Here is a 16,453-nt window from a genome sequence, read left to right on the forward strand (position 1 = left end):
CCCAGGCGGCCGGGCCGTCGCTCCGCTTGGTGCGCAGCATCTGCCCATCGGCTGTGAGGGGTGAGTGGTCGCCGGGCTCGGGCAGGCTGGAGATTCATACACTGAAGCCTGTGGTTGGACAAGCTGGTAGCCAACGCCTGCCAAGACTCGGAATACGACTGGACGTGATGTGGGCACAGTCTGCGGTGCGCCCGTCGAGATCGCCCGGCGCCGGTTGTTCCTGTGTCTGCACTGTTCAAAGGGGTCATCTGGTGGGTGACGTGGCGTGGGTACGCGCCCGGACGACGACCGGTTGATATGAAGAATTGCTGTGTAGTCCTGGCCGGTTGCGGCACGCCAGGCGATTCAATGGAATAGTTGGTGCCGCACGCACAGGACCAAAGCGAAAGCGGGGATGTTGGTGACTTCGACGGAAGGTGTGAGCGGGCCGAAGCTGGCGAAGGACGCCGGTACGGCCACGCCGAGCACCCTGGAGCGTGACGTCCAGACTCTCGAGAAGGCGATCTACGAGGTCAAGCGGGTTATCGTCGGTCAGGACCGGCTCGTCGAGCGTTTGCTCGTGGGCGTTCTTGCGCGCGGACACGTGTTGCTCGAAGGTGTGCCGGGCGTCGCGAAGACTCTTGCGGTGGAAACCTTCGCCAAGGTCGTCGGCGGCTCGTTCTCCCGGGTGCAGTTCACCCCGGACCTGGTGCCGACCGATCTCATCGGTACCCGTATCTACCGGCAGGGCCGCGAGGAATTCGACACCGAGCTCGGCCCGGTCGTCGCGAACTTCGTGCTCGCCGACGAGATCAACCGCGCGCCCGCCAAGGTGCAGTCGGCACTGCTCGAGGTGATGGCCGAGCGCAAGCTGTCGATCGGCGGCAAGACCTACCCGATGCCCGATCCGTTCCTGGTCATGGCGACCCAGAACCCGATCGAGAGCGAGGGCGTGTACCCGCTGCCCGAGGCGCAGCGCGACCGCTTCCTGTTCAAGGTCGTCGTGGACTACCCCTCGGTCGAGGAAGAGCGCGAGATCATCTACCGGATGGGTGTGAGCGCGCCCGAGCCGAACCAGATTCTCGATCCCGAGGACATCATCCGCCTGCAGAAGGTGGCCGCCAACGTCTTCGTGCACCACGCGCTCGTCGACTACGTGGTCCGCGTGATCACCGCGACCCGCACGCCCGCCGAGTTCGGCATGGAGGACGTGGCGAGCTGGATCTCCTACGGCGCGTCCCCCCGCGCGAGCCTGGGCATCATCGCCGCGGCGCGCTCGGTCGCGCTGATCCGTGGCCGCGACTACGTGGTTCCGCAGGACGTCGTCGAGGTCATCCCGGACGTGCTGCGGCACCGTCTGGTGCTCTCGTACGACGCTCTGGCCGACGAGGTTTCGCCCGAGGACGTCATCAAGCGCGTGCTGCAGACGGTCGGCCTGCCGCAGGTCGCCCCACAGGCCAACGGTCAGGCCGCCCAGCAACCGCCGGTACCCCAGCCGCCCCAGCAGCAGCCTGTGCCGCAGGCGGTGAACGGGCAGCAGTCCCAGCCCGCCGGCTCCGTCGCGCCCCAGTGAGTGCGCCGGAACCCGTTGTCCGCGTGCCCGTGTCGTCTCATGCTCCGCCGTCGTTCCGTGCCGGTGAACTGACCGACCCGAAGCTGGCCGCCGCGCTCAAGACCCTCGAGTTGACCGTGCGGCGCCGCCTCGACGGCGTGCTGCACGGCGACCACCAGGGGCTGATCCCCGGACCGGGTTCGGAACCGGGGGAGGCGCGGCTGTACCAGCCGGGTGACGATGTGCGACAGATGGATTGGTCGGTCACCGCCCGCACCACCCATCCGCATGTGCGGCAGATGATCGCCGACCGCGAGCTCGAGACCTGGCTCGTCGTCGACCTGTCGTCGAGCCTGGACTTCGGCACCGGCCGGGTGCACAAGCGTGATCTCGCGATCGCGGCGGCCGCGGCGATCACCCACCTCACCTCCGGGGGCGGCAACCGGATCGGCGCCGTCGTCGCGACCGGTCAGGACCTGGTGCGCATCCCCGCGCGCAGCGGACGCATGCACGCCCAGACCCTGCTGCGCGGCATCGCCACCACCCCGCACGCCCGCGACGGCGTGCGCGGCGATCTCAAGGCCGGGATCGAATCGCTGCGCCGTCCGCAACGCAAACGTGGTCTGGCCGTGGTGATCAGCGACTTCCTCGGTGACGTCGACTGGCAGCGCTCCCTGCGCGCGATCTCCGCCCGCCACGACCTGCTCGCGGTGGAAGTGCTCGACCCCCTGGATGTCGCGCTGCCCGACGGTGGCGACGTGGTGCTGCACGATCCCGAATCGGGCCGCACCCGCGAGTTCAGCGTCACTCCCACGCTGCGCGCCGATTTCGCGGCCGCGGCTCGGGCCCAGCGTGAGCAGGTGGCCCAAGCACTGCGCAGCTGTGGCGCGCCGGTGCTGACCCTGCAGACCGATCGGGACTGGATCGCCGACGTGGTCCGGTTCGTGTCCACCCGGCGCCACAGCCTCGGCGCCCCGAGCGGGCGGGTGCCTCGCCAGTGAGTATTTCGCATTTCACGGCCGTCGTCTGGCTCGGTTTCCTCGCGGTCGTCGCCCTGCTCGTGCTCGGTTACGTGCTGGTGCAGCGCGCCCGGCACAAGCGGATGCTGCAGTTCGGCAACATGGCCATCCTGGAGCGGGTCGCCCCGTCGCGACCGAGCCCGATGCGCCATGTCCCGATCGCGTTGATCCTGGCGGGCCTGGTCCTGCTGACGATCGCCGCGGCCGGTCCGACCGCCGTGCAGAAGGTGCCGCGTAACCGCGCGACTGTTGTTCTGGTGATGGATGTTTCGCTGTCGATGGAAGCCACCGACGTGGAGCCGAACAGGTTGCAGGTCGCGCAGAAGGCAGGCAAGGATTTCGTCGACGGTCTGACGCCCGGTATCAACCTCGGTTTCGTCACGTTCGCGGGGACGGCCTCGGTGATGGTGTCGCCGACGACCAACCGCGAGGCGGTGAAGCACTCGATCGACAACATCAAGCTCGCCGAGCGCACCGCCACCGGCGAGGGCGTCCTCACGGCCCTGCAGTCCATCGACACCCTGGCTGCCGTGCTCGGTGGCGCCGAGACGCCACCCCCCGCGCGGGTGGTGCTGATGTCGGACGGCAAGCAGACCGTGCCCGACGACAAGGACGTCGACAACCCGCGGCACGGTTTCACCGCCGCGCGCCTGGCCAAGAACAAGGGCATCCCGGTCTCGACGATCTCCTTCGGCACCGAATGGGGCACGGTCGAGATCCCGGACTCCGACGGCAAGGGTTCACAGCGGGTGAAGGTGCCGGTCGACAACGACTCGCTGCGCGAGATCGCCGAGCTGTCCGGCGGCGACTTCTACACCGCGTCGTCGCTGGCCGAACTCACCGCGGTCTACGACACCCTCGAGGAACAGATCGGCTACGAGACCACGCGCGGCGATGCGAGCAGGCCGTGGCTGCTGTTCGGCATGTTGGCCATCGCGGCGGGAGTCGTGGTCAGTTTGCTCTATCGTCAACGCCTGCCCTAGCTCCCACCGCCCCGCGTTGTGAGCTGTCGCAACGGCGCGACCCTGACGCGGGGCGCACGAATCGGAACAGATAGGTTGGACCCTATGTCGAACGTCACATCCCGGTCGGTCCTGGTCACCGGCGGTAACCGCGGTATCGGTCTCGCGGTCGCGCAGCGTCTGCAGGCCGACGGCCACAAGGTCGCCGTCACCCATCGCGGATCGGGGGTGCCCGAGGGCCTGTTCGGTGTGAAATGCGATGTCACCGACAGTGATTCGGTCGATCGTGCGTTCACCGAGGTCGAAGAGCACCAGGGTCCGGTCGAGGTGCTGGTCGCCAATGCGGGCATCACCGACGACACCCTGCTGATGCGCATGACCGAGGAGCAGTTCACGAAGGTCATCGACGCCAACCTGACCGGCGCTTTCCGCTGTGCCAAGCGCGCCAACCGCAACATGCTGCGGGGGCGCTGGGGCCGGATGATCTTCCTCGGTTCCGTGGTCGGGCTGAGCGGTCAGGCCGGGCAGATCAACTACGCCTCCTCCAAGGCCGGCGTCATCGGTATGGCTCGCTCGATCAGTCGTGAGCTGGGTTCGCGCTCGATCACCGCCAACGTGGTCGCGCCCGGCTTCATCGAGACCGATATGACCAAGGATCTGCCCGATGATCTGAAGGACATGGCGAAGAAGTTCATTCCGCTGCAGCGACTCGGCCAGCCGGAAGACATCGCGGCCGTCGTCAGCTTCCTCGCCTCCGAGGACTCCCGCTATGTCACCGGCGCGGTCATCCCGGTCGACGGCGGCATGGGCATGGGTCACTGATCCGCTAACGGATTGCCCCGCGCCACCGACAAGGTGGCGGCAACCATACTGATTTCAGGAGAACCGAAAACTCATGGGCGGACTGCTCGAAGGCAAGACCATCCTGGTCACCGGCATCATCACCGACTCGTCGATCGCGTTCCACGCGGCCGCGATCGCGCAGGAGCAGGGCGCGAGGGTGATCATCACCGGTATTCCCGACCGACTGCGGCTCATCGACCGCATCGCCAAGCGGCTGCCGCAGGAAGTGCCGCCTGCCATCGGCCTCGACGTGACCAACGAAGAGGATCTGGCCGCGCTCACCGAGAAGCTGCGTGAGCTGGCGCCCGAGGGCATCGACGGCGCGCTGCACTCCATCGCGTTCGCGCCGCGTTCGATCATGGGCCCCGGCGCGCTGCCGTTCCTCGAGGGCCCCGGCCCCGATGTCGCCAAGTCGTTCGAGATCTCCGCGTGGAGCTACGCCTCGCTCGCGCGCGCCGTGCTCCCCGTCATGAACGAGGGCGGCTCGCTGGTCGGCATGGACTTCGATCCGCGCGTGGCCATGCCGTACTACAACTGGATGGGCGTGTCCAAGGCCGCGCTGGAGTCGGTGAACCGCTATGTGGCGCGTGAGGTCGGTGCCGCCAAGAAGGTGCGCTCCAACCTGATCGCCGCGGGCCCGATCAAGACCCTCGCGGCCAAGGCCATCGCGGGCACCGCGACCGACGATGCCAAGCAGCTCGTCCAGCTCGACCAGTACTGGGACGGCGCGTCGCCGATCGGCTGGGACGGCAACGATCCGCGCGCGGTCGGCAAGTCGATCGTGGCGCTGCTCTCGGATTGGCTGCCCGCCACCACCGGCTCGATCATCTATGTCGACGGCGGCGCCAGCCACAACATGTGGTTCCCGGAGAACATGTCCCTGAGCTGATGCCGGACGCCCTGCTGCTGCTGTCCTTCGGTGGTCCCGAGGGCCCCGAGGACGTGATCCCCTTTCTGGAGAACGTCACTCGGGGCCGTGGGGTACCCCCCGAACGGCTCGCCGAGGTCGCACAGCACTACCTGCATTTCGGCGGGGTCTCGCCGATCAACGCGTTGAATCAGCAGATCATCGCGGCGCTGGAGGCCGACCTCGCCGATGCCGGGCTGGATCTGCCGGTCTATTTCGGCAATCGCAACTGGCATCCCATGGTCGAGGACACGGTCGCGCGGATGACCGCCGACGGCGTGCGCTCGGCGCTGGTCTTCCCGACGTCGGCGTGGGGTGGGTATTCCGGTTGCCGCCAGTACGACGAAGACATCGCCCGTGCCCGCACGGCGGTCGGTGCCGGTGCCCCCGAGCTGGTGAAACTGCGCCAGTATTTCGACCACCCGCTGCTGATCGAGTCGTTCGCCGACGCGATCACCGCTGCGGTGCACCAGATTCCGGCCGATCGCCGCGACGGTGTGCGCCTGGTTTTCACCGCGCACTCCATCCCCGTCTCGGCCGACCTGTCGGCGGGCCCGCCGGCCGACGGCGGCCGCCTCTACAGCAGGCAGGTCGCCGAAGCCGCCCGATTGTGTGCCGCGGCAACCGGTTTCGCCGAGTACGACGTGGTGTGGCAGTCGCGCTCGGGCCCGCCGCAGGTGCCGTGGCTCGAACCCGACATCGTCGACCACCTGGATGTGCTGCACGGCAAGGGAATCGACGCCGTGGTGGTGTGCCCGGTCGGTTTCGTCTCCGATCATCTCGAGGTGATCTGGGACCTCGACAACGAAGCGTCGACCCGCGCCGCCGAGCTCGGCATGGCCTTCGCCCGCGCGGGGACGCCCGGCACCGATCCGCGGTTCTCCCGGATGATCGTCGAACTGATCGCCGAGCGCGTGAGCGCCGGTCCGGTACGCGAACTCGGCACGGTGCCCGGGTACGGCTGCACCGTCGACGGTGCCCTGTGCGCTCCCGGTTGCTGCGAACTGCCCGCGCGACCGGTCCGGCGCTGAACACAACCGGATAACCATTCTTCGGTAGCCCCCGGTTCGAGGAGTAGCCTTTTCACAGTTGCGCTCGACTGATCGGAGGATTTGTCGATGATTTCGCCAACGCCGCGCCGCGCTGCCGGGTTCGCCCTGGTGCTGGCCGCCGCCGCGCTCGGTCTGACCGGGTGTGGCGGGGACTCCGGCTACCAGACCCAGCCCCCGCAGCCCACCGAGCCCACGATCTCGCAGGCATCCGTCGAGGAATTGTGCGGCATCCTCGACGGGCAGAAGGGGACGTGGAAGGCGCTGGGCCCGCGGGTCGCGCGGGTGGCGTTCACCGGCGCGATGAAGCTGTGGACGGTCAACGACACCGTCGCCAACGCCGCGATCGCCTACAACCGCCACATCGTCGACACCGTCACCATCAGCACCTGCCCGCAGGTTCGCGACGCCACGATCAAGTCACTCGATGTCCCCGACCTGAAGGTCGCCCTCGGCGGATTCTGAACTGGCACTTCCCCCTTCGGCGCATCTCTGCGCTAGCATCGCCGCAGACCTTCGCCCGAAGGTCGGGTGATGTTACGGGGAGGGCCCGATGAACCATGCCGAAATGATGCTGACCGCACTGGCTCGGGGAGGTGGTCTTCTCACCGGCGATGACATTCTCGCAGGCGATGCGGAGACGGTGCTGGCCCGTCGTGGGGGCGGTAGCAGCGTCAGCGTCGGTGGTGGCGGGATCCCGGAGTGGGTCTGGTACCTGATCATCGGCGTTGTTGTGCTGATCGTGCTGATCGTGGTGATCCGCACGTTCAGTGGTTCCTCCGATCAGGCTGCGCCACAACAGATGCCGCCACAGCACATGGCACATCAGCAGATGGCACCCCAGCCGTACCCGGCGCAATATCAGCAGCCGTATCCGCAGCAGCAGCAGCCGTCCGGCCCCGGCTACCCGCAGGCGCAGTACCCGCCGCAGTATCCGCAGGGTCAGTACCCGCAGCCGTATCCGCAGCAGCAGCCGATGCCGTATCCGCAGCAGCAGCCGTATCCACAACAGCCGCAGTACCAGCAGCCTTACCGACACTGACGGATCGGCTCCGGCGCGCGCCACCGGACTCGGTGCCTACGCCTTCCGTCCCGAATGCGGGAAGGTCAGCCGTCGCGGCGGGCAGCGGCGTGGACCGCCACGAGGCGGGCCTCGCGGATCGTGTTCCACAGTGGGCGCAGCAGGGATTCGTGCGCCCCGAGCGCGGTGGCCGAGGTAGGTGAGGACGCCGGCTCGTGCTGAGCGACGGTGAGGATCGCGGCCACGTGATCGGCGGTGTCGAGAATCCGCTTGGCGCGCAACGGGATCGAGTCGGGGTAGGCGTGGCGCGCGTAGGCCGCGAGCTGGGCCTCGATCTGTTCACGCGGATCGTCGTCGCCGTTGCCGACCGAGGTGGTGTGCAGTTGCATCAGGGCGTCGGCGGCGTCGCGCACCGATTCGCGCATCGTGTACTCGGCCTCGCCGAGCGACATGTCGTGACCCGCGATACGGGGCAGATCGACGCCGTAGACCGTCCACTGCAGGGTGTCGTCGTCGTCCCACTGGGGGATCAGGCCGGTTCCCGGTTCGCCGGGAACACCGAGCAGCAGGCCCTCCTCGGCATCGATCGCGTCGGCCGCGAAGGCGGTGCCGACCGGCAGCCCGCGGACGTCACCCGGTGCGGGCAGGACCAGACGCAGCTGCGCCCCGGCCGGCGCCATCGCCTCGCGGATCACCTTGAGCAGTGGCATGGCTCCGTTGCCCGCCGCGCCGCGCGAGGTCCACGGCAGGTCCGTGCGTCCGCCGGTGACCGGGTCGCCCGCCGCTATGGTGTGGCGCGGCGCCCAGGCGTGCAGTGCCTCCAGCACGTCGTCGGGCGCGCTGGTACCGGCCAGCCAGGAGCCGGCCCACAGCGTCAGCGTGGCACTGGGAGAGCACATAATCATCGAGCATAAAGGTTCGCCCGCGATCGCGTGCGCGCACCGAGGTGGTCGATGGTGCCTACGCGGGTCACCGATTTCGGCGCGAGGACCCGCCTGACCTGCTGTGCGTTCACTCCGGCTCGGTCACGAAGTCGATGAGCCGCTCGACGGCGCCGATGAGTGGGGCTTCCAGATCCCGGAACGAGCCGACCGCATCGTAGACACGGCGCCAGCCCTGCTGTGGCGTTCCCCAGCCGAGGCGCGCGCAGATTCCGGTCTTCCAGTCCTCGCCGCGCGGCACTGTCGGCCAGGCGTCGATGCCGAGCGCGGCGGGGCGAACGGCCTGCCAGACATCGATGTAGGGATGGCCGGTCACCAGCACGTGCGGGCCGAGACCGGTGGTCAGGTGCGTCTCCTTCGAGCCGGTCACCAGATGGTCGACGAGCACCCCTACCCGCGCGCCACGGCCGGGTTCGAACTCGGTGAGCCGGGCGCCGAGATTGTCGAGGCCCTCGAGGTGTTCGACGACCACGCCCTCGACCCGCAGGTCGTGGCCCCATACCCGTTCCACGAGCGCCGCGTCGTGCACGCCCTCCACCCAGATCCGGCTGGTCCGCGCGACTCTCGCCCGCAGGCCCTCGACGCGGGTGGAACCCGACGCCGACCTCGTCGGCTGTTTCGGCGCCGTCGTGGTGGGCTTGGTCAGCGTGACCGGTTTCCCGTCGATCAGGAACGCGGCCTCCCGCATCGCGAACAACCGCACCGCCCCGCGCGCGTCCTCGAGTTTCACGAATTCGCCGTCGTAGCTGCGATCGAAACCGACTACGGCACCGCAGAATCCGCTCGCCGCGTCCTCCACCACCAGGTCGCGTTCGGCACTCACTGTCGGCACCGGCTTCTTCTTGGTCCGATCGTGTCCGGAATAGATGTCACCGTAGCTGTCTCGTGCACTCACGCCCCCGAAACTACCGCGCACAGAACGGAGTGCGCCGCACCGCCGCACCGGGACCGGCGATCACGCGAGCCCGCCCGCAAACCGGTCATCGGGGCTAGGCTGGCAGGGTGGCCGCAATAGTCTGGCTGATCGCGGGCATCGTTCTCGCGGCGGCGGAAATGCTCACCGGGGATCTCATGCTGCTCACGCTGGGCGTGGCCGCACTCGCCACGGCGGGTGTCAGCGCCGCCACCGACCTACCGGTGTGGGGCGACGCGCTGGTGTTCGCGGCGATGGCCGGTGTGCTGTTCCTCGGGGTGCGCCCGCTGCTGCGCCGCAAGTTCGGCACCCCGCCGCCCACCCCGACGAATGCCGATGCGCTGCCGGGGAAGTCGGCGCTGGTGCTCGAGCAGGTCGCGGAGTATTCGGGTCAGGTCAAGCTCGGTGGCGAGGTCTGGACCGCGCGTCCGCTCGACCCGAGTGAAGTGTACGAAGCCGGTGTGACTGTCTATGTGATGAAGATCGATGGCGCGACCGCCGTCGTCTGGAAGGGTCCCTAGCAATGGTTGCCTTGATCGTGGCCGCCGTCCTCGTCCTGTTGGTCGTGGTGGTGGTGTTCAAATCGATCGCCCTCGTCCCGCAGGCCGAGGCGGCGGTGATCGAACGGCTCGGGCGGTATTCGCGCACCGTGTCCGGTCAGCTGACGTTTCTCGTCCCGTTCGCCGATCGCGTCCGCGCGAAGGTGGACCTGCGCGAGCGGGTCGTGTCGTTCCCGCCGCAGCCGGTGATCACCCAGGACAACCTCACCCTGCAGATCGACTCGGTGGTGTATTTCCAGGTCACCAGCCCGCAGGCCGCTGTCTACGAGATCAGCAACTACATCGCCGCCGTCGAGCAGCTCACCGTCACCACGCTGCGCAATGTGGTCGGTGGCATGACCCTGGAAGAGACGCTGACCTCGCGCGATCAGATCAACAATCAGCTGCGCGGGGTGCTCGACGAGGCCACCGGCCGCTGGGGCCTTCGGGTGGCCCGCGTGGAGCTCAAGTCCATCGATCCGCCGCCGTCGATCCAGGAATCGATGGAGAAGCAGATGAAGGCCGATCGTGAGAAGCGCGCGACGATCCTCACCGCCGAAGGTAACCGCGAAGCGCAGATCAAGACCGCGGAGGGCGCCAAGCAGGCGGCGATCCTGACCGCCGAGGGCGGCAAGCAGTCCTCGATCCTGTCGGCCGAGGGTGAACGCCAGAGCCGCATCCTGCGCGCCCAGGGTGAACGTGCCGCCTCCTACCTGCAGGCCCAGGGGCAGGCGAAGGCGATCGAGAAGGTGTTCGCCGCCATCAAGAACGGCAAGCCGACGCCGGAACTGCTTGCCTACCAGTACATGCAGACTTTGCCGATGGTGGCCAAGGGCGATGCGAACAAGGTGTGGCTGGTCCCCAGCGATTTCGGCAAGGCGCTCGAAGGTTTCGCCCAGAACTTCGCCACCAAAGGCGAGGACGGTGTCTTCCGCTACGAACCGTCCACCGACGAAGCCCCGGTGAAGATCGAAGACGACACCGACGTGGCCGACTGGTTCGAAACCGCCTCGGACCCCAAGATCGCCGAAGCCGTCCGTGCCGCGGAAGCCACCGCCCGCACCCCCGTCGAAGGTTTCGATACCCCCGTAGCCCGGCCGAAAACCTCAGTGGCCAAGGGGGACCCGGAACTCCCGACCCCACCCCCGATCACCCCGGCGGAACGCCCCGCCGCGCGCCCCGACGATCCCTACGGTCGCCCCTGGCAGCCGCCGCAGCACGGCTGATCCTGTCGAATCCAGCAGAAACGGCCCCGGTGTGGACTTCCACACCGGGGCCGTTTCTGTCGTGCGGCAACATTGTCGGCTCAGTGGGGGAGGGGAAGGAGTTCCACGAGGGAGCCTCGGCCGGTGCCGGGAGGAAGGATGGCCAGGGCTTGGCAGGGGATGAGACCGGCCAGGTGGGGGGTGTGAGCGGGGCCCGTGCTGCGCCACACACCGCCGGGGTGTTGCTGGACGCCGACAATCCGGGTGGCTTCGCCTTCCATGACGCCGGCGTCGGAGAGGCGGCCCCACATGGTGGGCCCGGGGGTACGCAGGGTGAGGGCGTCGACGATGGCCGGGCCGACGGCCAAGAGCGCCGCGACGGCGGCGAAGGGGTTGCCGGGCAGACCCAGGAGGACTCGGCCGTCGGGGAGCTGGGCGACCAGGGTGGAGCCGCCGGGGCGGATCGCTATCCGTTCGACGATGATGCGGGCGCCCAGGTCGGCGAGCAGGGTGCGCAGGTGGTCGGCGGCGCCGCGACCGGTGGCACCGACCATGACGACCAGGTCGGCGTGGGATTTCAGGGTGAGCCAGGAGCGCAGCAGGTCGCGGCTGTCGGCGAGGTGCCACAGGCCGGTGCTCTCGATATCGCAGCAGCGCAGGAACTCCGGCATGACCGGGCCGAGGGAGTCGCGGGTCTCGCCCGGGCCGAGTGGGCCGACAGCGCGGATCTCGTCGCCGGTCATCACCACGTCGGCGCGCAAAGGGCCACGCACGGTGACGGTTTCGGCTTCGGCGCTGAGCGCTGCCGAAGCGAGTGCCGGTGAGACGCGGGCACCGGCGCGAGCCAATTCCGTTCCGCTGCTCCAGTGTTCGCCTTGGCGGCGGGTGTCGTCGCGCACCGGAGCGCCGGGCGCGCGCATCACCACCGGTTTGCCGGACACGCTCGTGGTGACGATGTGTTCGTCGCGCAGGGTCGCCGTGGTGCCCAGCGGGGTCGCCGCGCCGGTCGCGATCCGTACCGCCTCGCCGGGTGCCAGCACCACCGAGCAGCCGCGTCCGGCGTAGCTGACCTGCTGGTGTAGCCGCCACCATGGTCCGGGCCCCGCGACCGCGTATCCGTCCATGGCGGCGCTGTCCACTCGCGGCAGGGGAGTGCCCGCGGCGAGGGCGACAGCCAGGGTCGCCCCCACGGCCTCGGCCACGGGTCGTTCACGCACCGCGACCGGCTCGAGGTCGGCGGCTATTCGCGCGCGTACCAGACCCAGCCCGCATTGCACCGCCGGAACTACGCCCACCCGTGCGCTCGTCACTACGTTCCGCCTTCCGAGGACCCGTCACCGATACTGCGACTCATCGTGCGCATCACCGATTGCCTGCGATTTTCTGGGCAGTTGCCTCGCGATGACGTTGTGCTCACGGCAGCGCATGCGGCGCGGTGCGCAGTTCGGCGTCACGAGTGGGTGCTCGCGGGTTGCGTGCCCCGACGTCCGGGCGGTCAGCAGCAGGGGCAGGGCCGACGAGTTCGGTTCATGCTTCGGTGAGGGCGTTCGCGAGCTCGGCGGCGCGGTCGGCGATGGCGGTGCCCAGGTCGGCGGTGGTGGCGGTGCCGCCCAGGTCCGGGGTGCGGACCGTACCCGCGGCGAGGACATCGCAGACCGCGCGGTCGACGGCGGCGGCCGCCGCGTGCTCGCCCAGGTGGGAGAGCAGCATGGCCCCGGCGAGGATCTGGGCGACGGGGTCGGCGATGCCAAGGCCCGCGATGTCGGGCGCGCTACCGTGCACGGCCTCGAACATCGACGGCGCGTCCGCCGCGGGGTTGATATTGCCCGAGGGCGCGAGCCCGAGTCCGCCGGTGACGGCCGCGGCGAGGTCGGAGAGGATGTCGCCGAACAGGTTCGAGCCCACGATCACATCCAGGCGGTCGGGGTGGAGCACGATTTCGGCGGCGAGGGCGTCGACGTGCATCTGCCGGGTCCGCACCGTGGGGTACTCGGCGGCTACGCGCTCGAAAACGCTGTCCCAGTACGGCATCGAGTGGATGAGCCCGTTGGATTTCGTCGCCGAACAGAGCTTGCCCGAGCGTTCGGCGGCGCGGTCGAAGGCATAGCGGATGATCCGTTCGCAGCCGGTGCGGGTGAACACCGATTCCTGCAGGACGAATTCGTCCGGCCTGCCCGGGTTGTGGATGCCGCCGATCTCGGAGTACTCGCCCTCGGAGTTCTCCCGCACGATGAGAATGTCGAGGTCCTCGGCGGTGCGGTCGCGCAGCGCCGATTCCGTGCCGGGCAGCAGCCGTACCGGCCGCAGGTTGACGTACTGGCCGAAGGCGCGCCGCAGCGGAATCAGCAGGCCCCACAGCGAGATGTGGTCGGGCACCCCGGGGAATCCGACGGCGCCCAACAGGATCGCGTCGAACTCCGCGAGCTGGTCGGGCCCGTCGGCCGGCATCATCGCACCGGTCCGCAGATAGTTCTCACAGGACCAGTCGAACTCGGTCCAGCTGATTCCCGGCAGGACCCGGTCGAGCACCTTCACCGCCTCGACGGTCACGTCGACGCCGATTCCGTCGCCCGGAATGGTCGCGATCCGGTATGTGCGCACGCTGTCTCCCTAAACCTTGACGCCGATGTATTTGGTCTCGAGGAATTCGTCGATTCCGGTGAATCCGCCCTCACGCCCGAGCCCCGATTCCTTCACCCCGCCGAACGGCGCGGCCGGGTTGGAGACGACGCCCTGGTTCAGGCCGACCATCCCCGTTTCGAGAGCTTCGCAGACGCGCAGGCCGCGACGCAGGTTCTCGGTGAACACGTACGCGACCAGCCCGTAGGGGGTGTCGTTGGCGCGGGTGATCGCCTCGTCCTCGGTGTCGAACGTGGCGATCGCGGCGACGGGTCCGAAGATCTCGGTGTGGCACAACTCGGCGTCGTCGGGGACGCCGGTGAGCACGGTCGCCGGGTAGAAGGTGCCCGGTCCGTCGATCGCCGTGCCACCGAGCCGCACCTCGGCCCCCCGCTGCCGGGCGTCGGCCACGAGGTGTTCCACCTTGGCCACGGCATCGGCGTCGATGAGCGGCCCGACGACAACGCCGGGCTCGGTGCCACGACCCATCGGCAAGGCCGCCATCCGTGCGGCCAGTCGTTCGGCGAATTCCTCAGCGATGCCGCGCTGCACCAGAATTCGGTTCGCGGCCGTACATGCCTGGCCGATATTGCGCATCTTGGCGGCGAGCGCGCCCTCGACCGCTTCGTCGAGATCGGCATCGTCGAACACCAGTAGCGGTGCGTTGCCGCCGAGTTCCATCGAGGTGCGCATGACGGTGCGTGCGCACTGTTCCAGGAGGAGTTTCCCGATGGCGGTGGACCCGGTGAAGGACAGTTTTCGGGAGCGCGGATCGGCGATGAGCGGTGTCATCAGCGCGCCGGGGTCGGCGGTGGTCACCACATTGACCACACCGTCGGGCACACCCGCCTCGGCCAGGATCGCCGCGAGCGCCAGCATCGACAGCGGTGTTTGTTCGGCGGGCTTCACCACGCAGGTGCATCCGGCGGCCAGCGCGGGCGCGATCTTGCGGGCGCCCATCGCCATCGGGAAGTTCCACGGCGTGATGAGCAGGCTCGGTCCCACCGGCTGCTTGGTCACCAGAAACCGGGAACCACCCGTCGGCGCGGGCAGGTACCCGCCGTCGAGGCGAACGGCCTCCTCGGCGAACCAGCGGAAGAACTCCGCGGCATAGGCGATTTCGCCGCGTGCCTCGGTGAGCGGCTTGCCCATCTCGAGCGTCATCACCAGGGCGAGGCGTTCGGTGTCGGCCAGCAGCGCGTGGTGTGCGCGCATCAGGATGTCGCTGCGGGTACGTGCCGGGGTGTCGGCCCAGGCCGGCTGGGCGGCGGCGGCCGCGGCGAGCGCGTCGAGTCCGTCGGACGGACTCGCGTCCGCCACCGCGCCCAGCCGCGCGCCGGTCGCGGGATCGAGTACGGGCAGCGTGGCGACGGGCTCACGCCATCGGCCGCCGATGAACAACCCCCGCGGAACGCTGTCGATCGCGGCCCGCTCGGCGGCGCTCAGGTTGTCGAGCAGCTGCGCGCTGCCCCCGGACTCGTCCATGCGGTGCCTGCCTCCCGACGCGGTGGATCACCCATTGCTGTGAACCCTGCCGCCATGTTATGCATATTGTCAACAATCCGACAATAGACAATCTGGGGAGTCCTTGATGACCGAGCTGTCTCCCGTCCTGAAGCAGGCCACGCCCGTCCACGTCGACCACGGCGCAGGCTGCTACCTCTACGACACCGACGGTCGCCGCTACCTGGATTTCACCGCCGGGATCGGCGTCACCAGCACCGGGCACTGTCACCCCACCGTGGTGGCGGCGGCGCAGGCCCAGGTCGCCAGCCTGATCCACGGCCAATACACCACGGTGCTGCACCGGCCGCTGCTCGAGCTCACCGAGCGCCTCGGCGCTGTGCTGCCCGAGGGCCTGGACGCGCTGTTCTTCGCCAATTCCGGCAGCGAGGCGGTCGAGGCCGCGCTGCGTCTGGTCCGCCAAGCCACCGGGCGCCCGAACGTGATCGTCTTCCACGGCGGTTTTCACGGCCGCACCGTCGCCGCGGCGACCATGACCACCTCGGGGACCCGGTTCTCGGCGGGGTTCAGCCCGCTGATGTCCGGGGTGCACGTGGCCCCGTTTCCGACCGCCTTCCGCTACGGCTGGAGCGAAGCCGAGGCCACCGACTTCGCGCTGCGCGAGCTCGACTATCTGCTCGCCACCCTCACCTCGCCCGCGGAAACCGCCGCGTTCATCGTCGAACCGGTGCTCGGCGAGGGCGGCTACATCCCCGGCAACACCCGGTTCTTCCAGGGCCTGCGCGAGCGCGCCGACCGGCACGGCATCCTGCTGGTCTTCGACGAGATCCAGACGGGCTTCGGCCGGACCGGAAAGTTCTTCGGCCACCAGCACTTCGACGTGCGCCCGGACGTGATCACCATCGCCAAGGGGTTGGCCAGTGGCTTCCCGCTGTCGGGCATCGCGGCGTCGCGGGAGTTGATGGCCAAGGCCTGGCCGGGCTCCCAGGGCGGGACCTACGGCGGCAACGCGGTGGCCTGTGCCGCCGCGGTCGCGACACTCGAGGTGATCGAGGCCGAGGGTCTCGTCGACAACGCCGCCGTCCGTGGAGCGCAATTGCTCTCCGGCGTCGAGAGTCTCGCCACGAAGGCGATCGGGGACGTCCGTGGCCTCGGTCTGCTCGTCGGCGCCGAGTTCACCACGCCGACCGGCGAACCCGACACCGCGACGGCATCAGCCGCCCAGAAGGCCGCCGTCGACAAGGGGCTGCTGCTGCTCACCTGCGGCGCGCACATGAACGTGGTGCGCATGATTCCGCCGCTGATCGTCACCGAAACGCAGGTCGAGGATGCGCTGGCGATCTGGTCGGACGTCCTCGCCGAGCTGTAGTCCGCCGCGCTGTCCCCGCTCGGTTGCGAGCGGGGACTCGCACCACACCCGGGGCAATCCCGGAATCCCGC

Annotated in this window: 16 protein-coding genes; 11 read left to right on the plus strand and 5 right to left on the minus strand. The window is 68.9% G+C overall.

Going from position 1 to position 16,453, the window contains the following annotated elements; translation table 11 throughout:
• Nucleotides 1-394: 394 nt before the first annotated feature.
• The 8 genes from ACFVJ5_RS01845 (at nucleotide 395) to ACFVJ5_RS01880 (ending at nucleotide 7,353) form a co-directional block, all read left to right on the plus strand.
• Nucleotides 395-1,552, plus strand: coding sequence for an AAA family ATPase (locus ACFVJ5_RS01845; RefSeq protein ID WP_379218035.1), 1,158 nt, complete (start codon nucleotides 395-397; stop codon nucleotides 1,550-1,552).
• A gap of 23 nt (nucleotides 1,553-1,575) precedes the next feature.
• Nucleotides 1,576-2,532 carry a DUF58 domain-containing protein gene (locus ACFVJ5_RS01850; protein ID WP_378627164.1) on the plus strand — a complete coding sequence of 319 codons (957 nt, stop codon included), beginning with the start codon at nucleotides 1,576-1,578 and terminating at the stop codon, nucleotides 2,530-2,532.
• Nucleotides 2,529-3,533, plus strand: coding sequence for a VWA domain-containing protein (locus ACFVJ5_RS01855; protein ID WP_056810311.1), 1,005 nt, complete (start codon nucleotides 2,529-2,531; stop codon nucleotides 3,531-3,533). Before ACFVJ5_RS01850 ends, ACFVJ5_RS01855 begins: the two co-directional genes overlap by 4 nt.
• A gap of 84 nt (nucleotides 3,534-3,617) precedes the next feature.
• Entirely contained in the window at nucleotides 3,618-4,334 is a 717-nt protein-coding gene (gene fabG1, locus ACFVJ5_RS01860; protein ID WP_301901290.1) for a 3-oxoacyl-ACP reductase FabG1, read from the plus strand.
• Nucleotides 4,335-4,407: 73 nt separating this feature from the next.
• A complete protein-coding gene (gene inhA / locus ACFVJ5_RS01865) occupies nucleotides 4,408-5,244 on the plus strand; it encodes an NADH-dependent enoyl-ACP reductase InhA (protein ID WP_266290283.1) in 837 nt (278 codons plus the stop codon).
• Nucleotides 5,244-6,293, plus strand: a complete 1,050-nt coding sequence (locus ACFVJ5_RS01870) for a ferrochelatase (RefSeq protein ID WP_379218036.1) — start codon at nucleotides 5,244-5,246, stop codon at nucleotides 6,291-6,293. The genes inhA and ACFVJ5_RS01870 overlap by 1 nt, the downstream gene beginning before the upstream one ends.
• 87 nt (nucleotides 6,294-6,380) lie before the next feature.
• Nucleotides 6,381-6,776, plus strand: a complete 396-nt coding sequence (locus ACFVJ5_RS01875; RefSeq protein ID WP_379218037.1) for a hypothetical protein — start codon at nucleotides 6,381-6,383, stop codon at nucleotides 6,774-6,776.
• Nucleotides 6,777-6,864: 88 nt separating this feature from the next.
• The gene (locus ACFVJ5_RS01880; protein ID WP_379218038.1) at nucleotides 6,865-7,353 is read left to right on the plus strand and encodes a hypothetical protein; all 489 of its coding nucleotides are present in this window, start codon (nucleotides 6,865-6,867) and stop codon (nucleotides 7,351-7,353) included.
• Between the two features lie 65 nt (nucleotides 7,354-7,418).
• Here the strand turns inward: ACFVJ5_RS01880 and ACFVJ5_RS01885 are convergent, their stop codons facing one another.
• A complete protein-coding gene (locus tag ACFVJ5_RS01885) occupies nucleotides 7,419-8,231 on the minus strand; it encodes a hypothetical protein (protein WP_378627170.1) in 813 nt (270 codons plus the stop codon).
• A gap of 112 nt (nucleotides 8,232-8,343) precedes the next feature.
• Nucleotides 8,344-9,168, minus strand: coding sequence for a DUF3097 domain-containing protein (locus ACFVJ5_RS01890; RefSeq protein ID WP_379218039.1), 825 nt, complete (start codon nucleotides 9,166-9,168; stop codon nucleotides 8,344-8,346).
• Between the two features lie 107 nt (nucleotides 9,169-9,275).
• Between ACFVJ5_RS01890 and ACFVJ5_RS01895 the strand changes: the two genes are divergently transcribed.
• Entirely contained in the window at nucleotides 9,276-9,707 is a 432-nt protein-coding gene (locus ACFVJ5_RS01895) for an NfeD family protein (protein WP_379218040.1), read from the plus strand.
• A 2-nt stretch (nucleotides 9,708-9,709) separates the two neighbouring features.
• The gene (locus ACFVJ5_RS01900) at nucleotides 9,710-10,951 is read left to right on the plus strand and encodes an SPFH domain-containing protein (RefSeq protein ID WP_379218041.1); all 1,242 of its coding nucleotides are present in this window, start codon (nucleotides 9,710-9,712) and stop codon (nucleotides 10,949-10,951) included.
• A gap of 80 nt (nucleotides 10,952-11,031) precedes the next feature.
• Here ACFVJ5_RS01900 and ACFVJ5_RS01905 read toward each other — a convergent pair whose 3' ends face one another.
• The 3 genes from ACFVJ5_RS01905 to ACFVJ5_RS01915 all read right to left on the minus strand — a co-directional run bounded on the left by ACFVJ5_RS01905 (nucleotide 11,032) and on the right by ACFVJ5_RS01915 (nucleotide 15,034).
• On the minus strand, nucleotides 11,032-12,240 hold the full coding sequence (locus ACFVJ5_RS01905; RefSeq protein WP_379218042.1) for a molybdopterin-binding protein: 1,209 nt from the start codon (nucleotides 12,238-12,240) through the stop codon (nucleotides 11,032-11,034).
• Nucleotides 12,241-12,457: 217 nt separating this feature from the next.
• Nucleotides 12,458-13,531: a tartrate dehydrogenase gene (locus ACFVJ5_RS01910; RefSeq protein ID WP_379218043.1), complete on the minus strand. Its 1,074-nt coding sequence runs from the start codon at nucleotides 13,529-13,531 to the stop codon at nucleotides 12,458-12,460.
• A 9-nt stretch (nucleotides 13,532-13,540) separates the two neighbouring features.
• Nucleotides 13,541-15,034 carry an NAD-dependent succinate-semialdehyde dehydrogenase gene (locus ACFVJ5_RS01915; protein WP_379218044.1) on the minus strand — a complete coding sequence of 498 codons (1,494 nt, stop codon included), beginning with the start codon at nucleotides 15,032-15,034 and terminating at the stop codon, nucleotides 13,541-13,543.
• A gap of 106 nt (nucleotides 15,035-15,140) precedes the next feature.
• Here ACFVJ5_RS01915 and ACFVJ5_RS01920 point away from each other — a divergent pair, with 106 nt between their 5' ends.
• Nucleotides 15,141-16,382 (plus strand): aspartate aminotransferase family protein, encoded by a 1,242-nt coding sequence (locus ACFVJ5_RS01920; protein WP_379218045.1) that lies wholly within the window; start codon nucleotides 15,141-15,143, stop codon nucleotides 16,380-16,382.
• The last annotated feature ends 71 nt before the right edge of the window (nucleotides 16,383-16,453 follow it).

The sequence above is a fragment of the Nocardia sp. NPDC127606 genome, assembly GCF_042671725.1.
Classification (GTDB): domain Bacteria; phylum Actinomycetota; class Actinomycetes; order Mycobacteriales; family Mycobacteriaceae; genus Nocardia.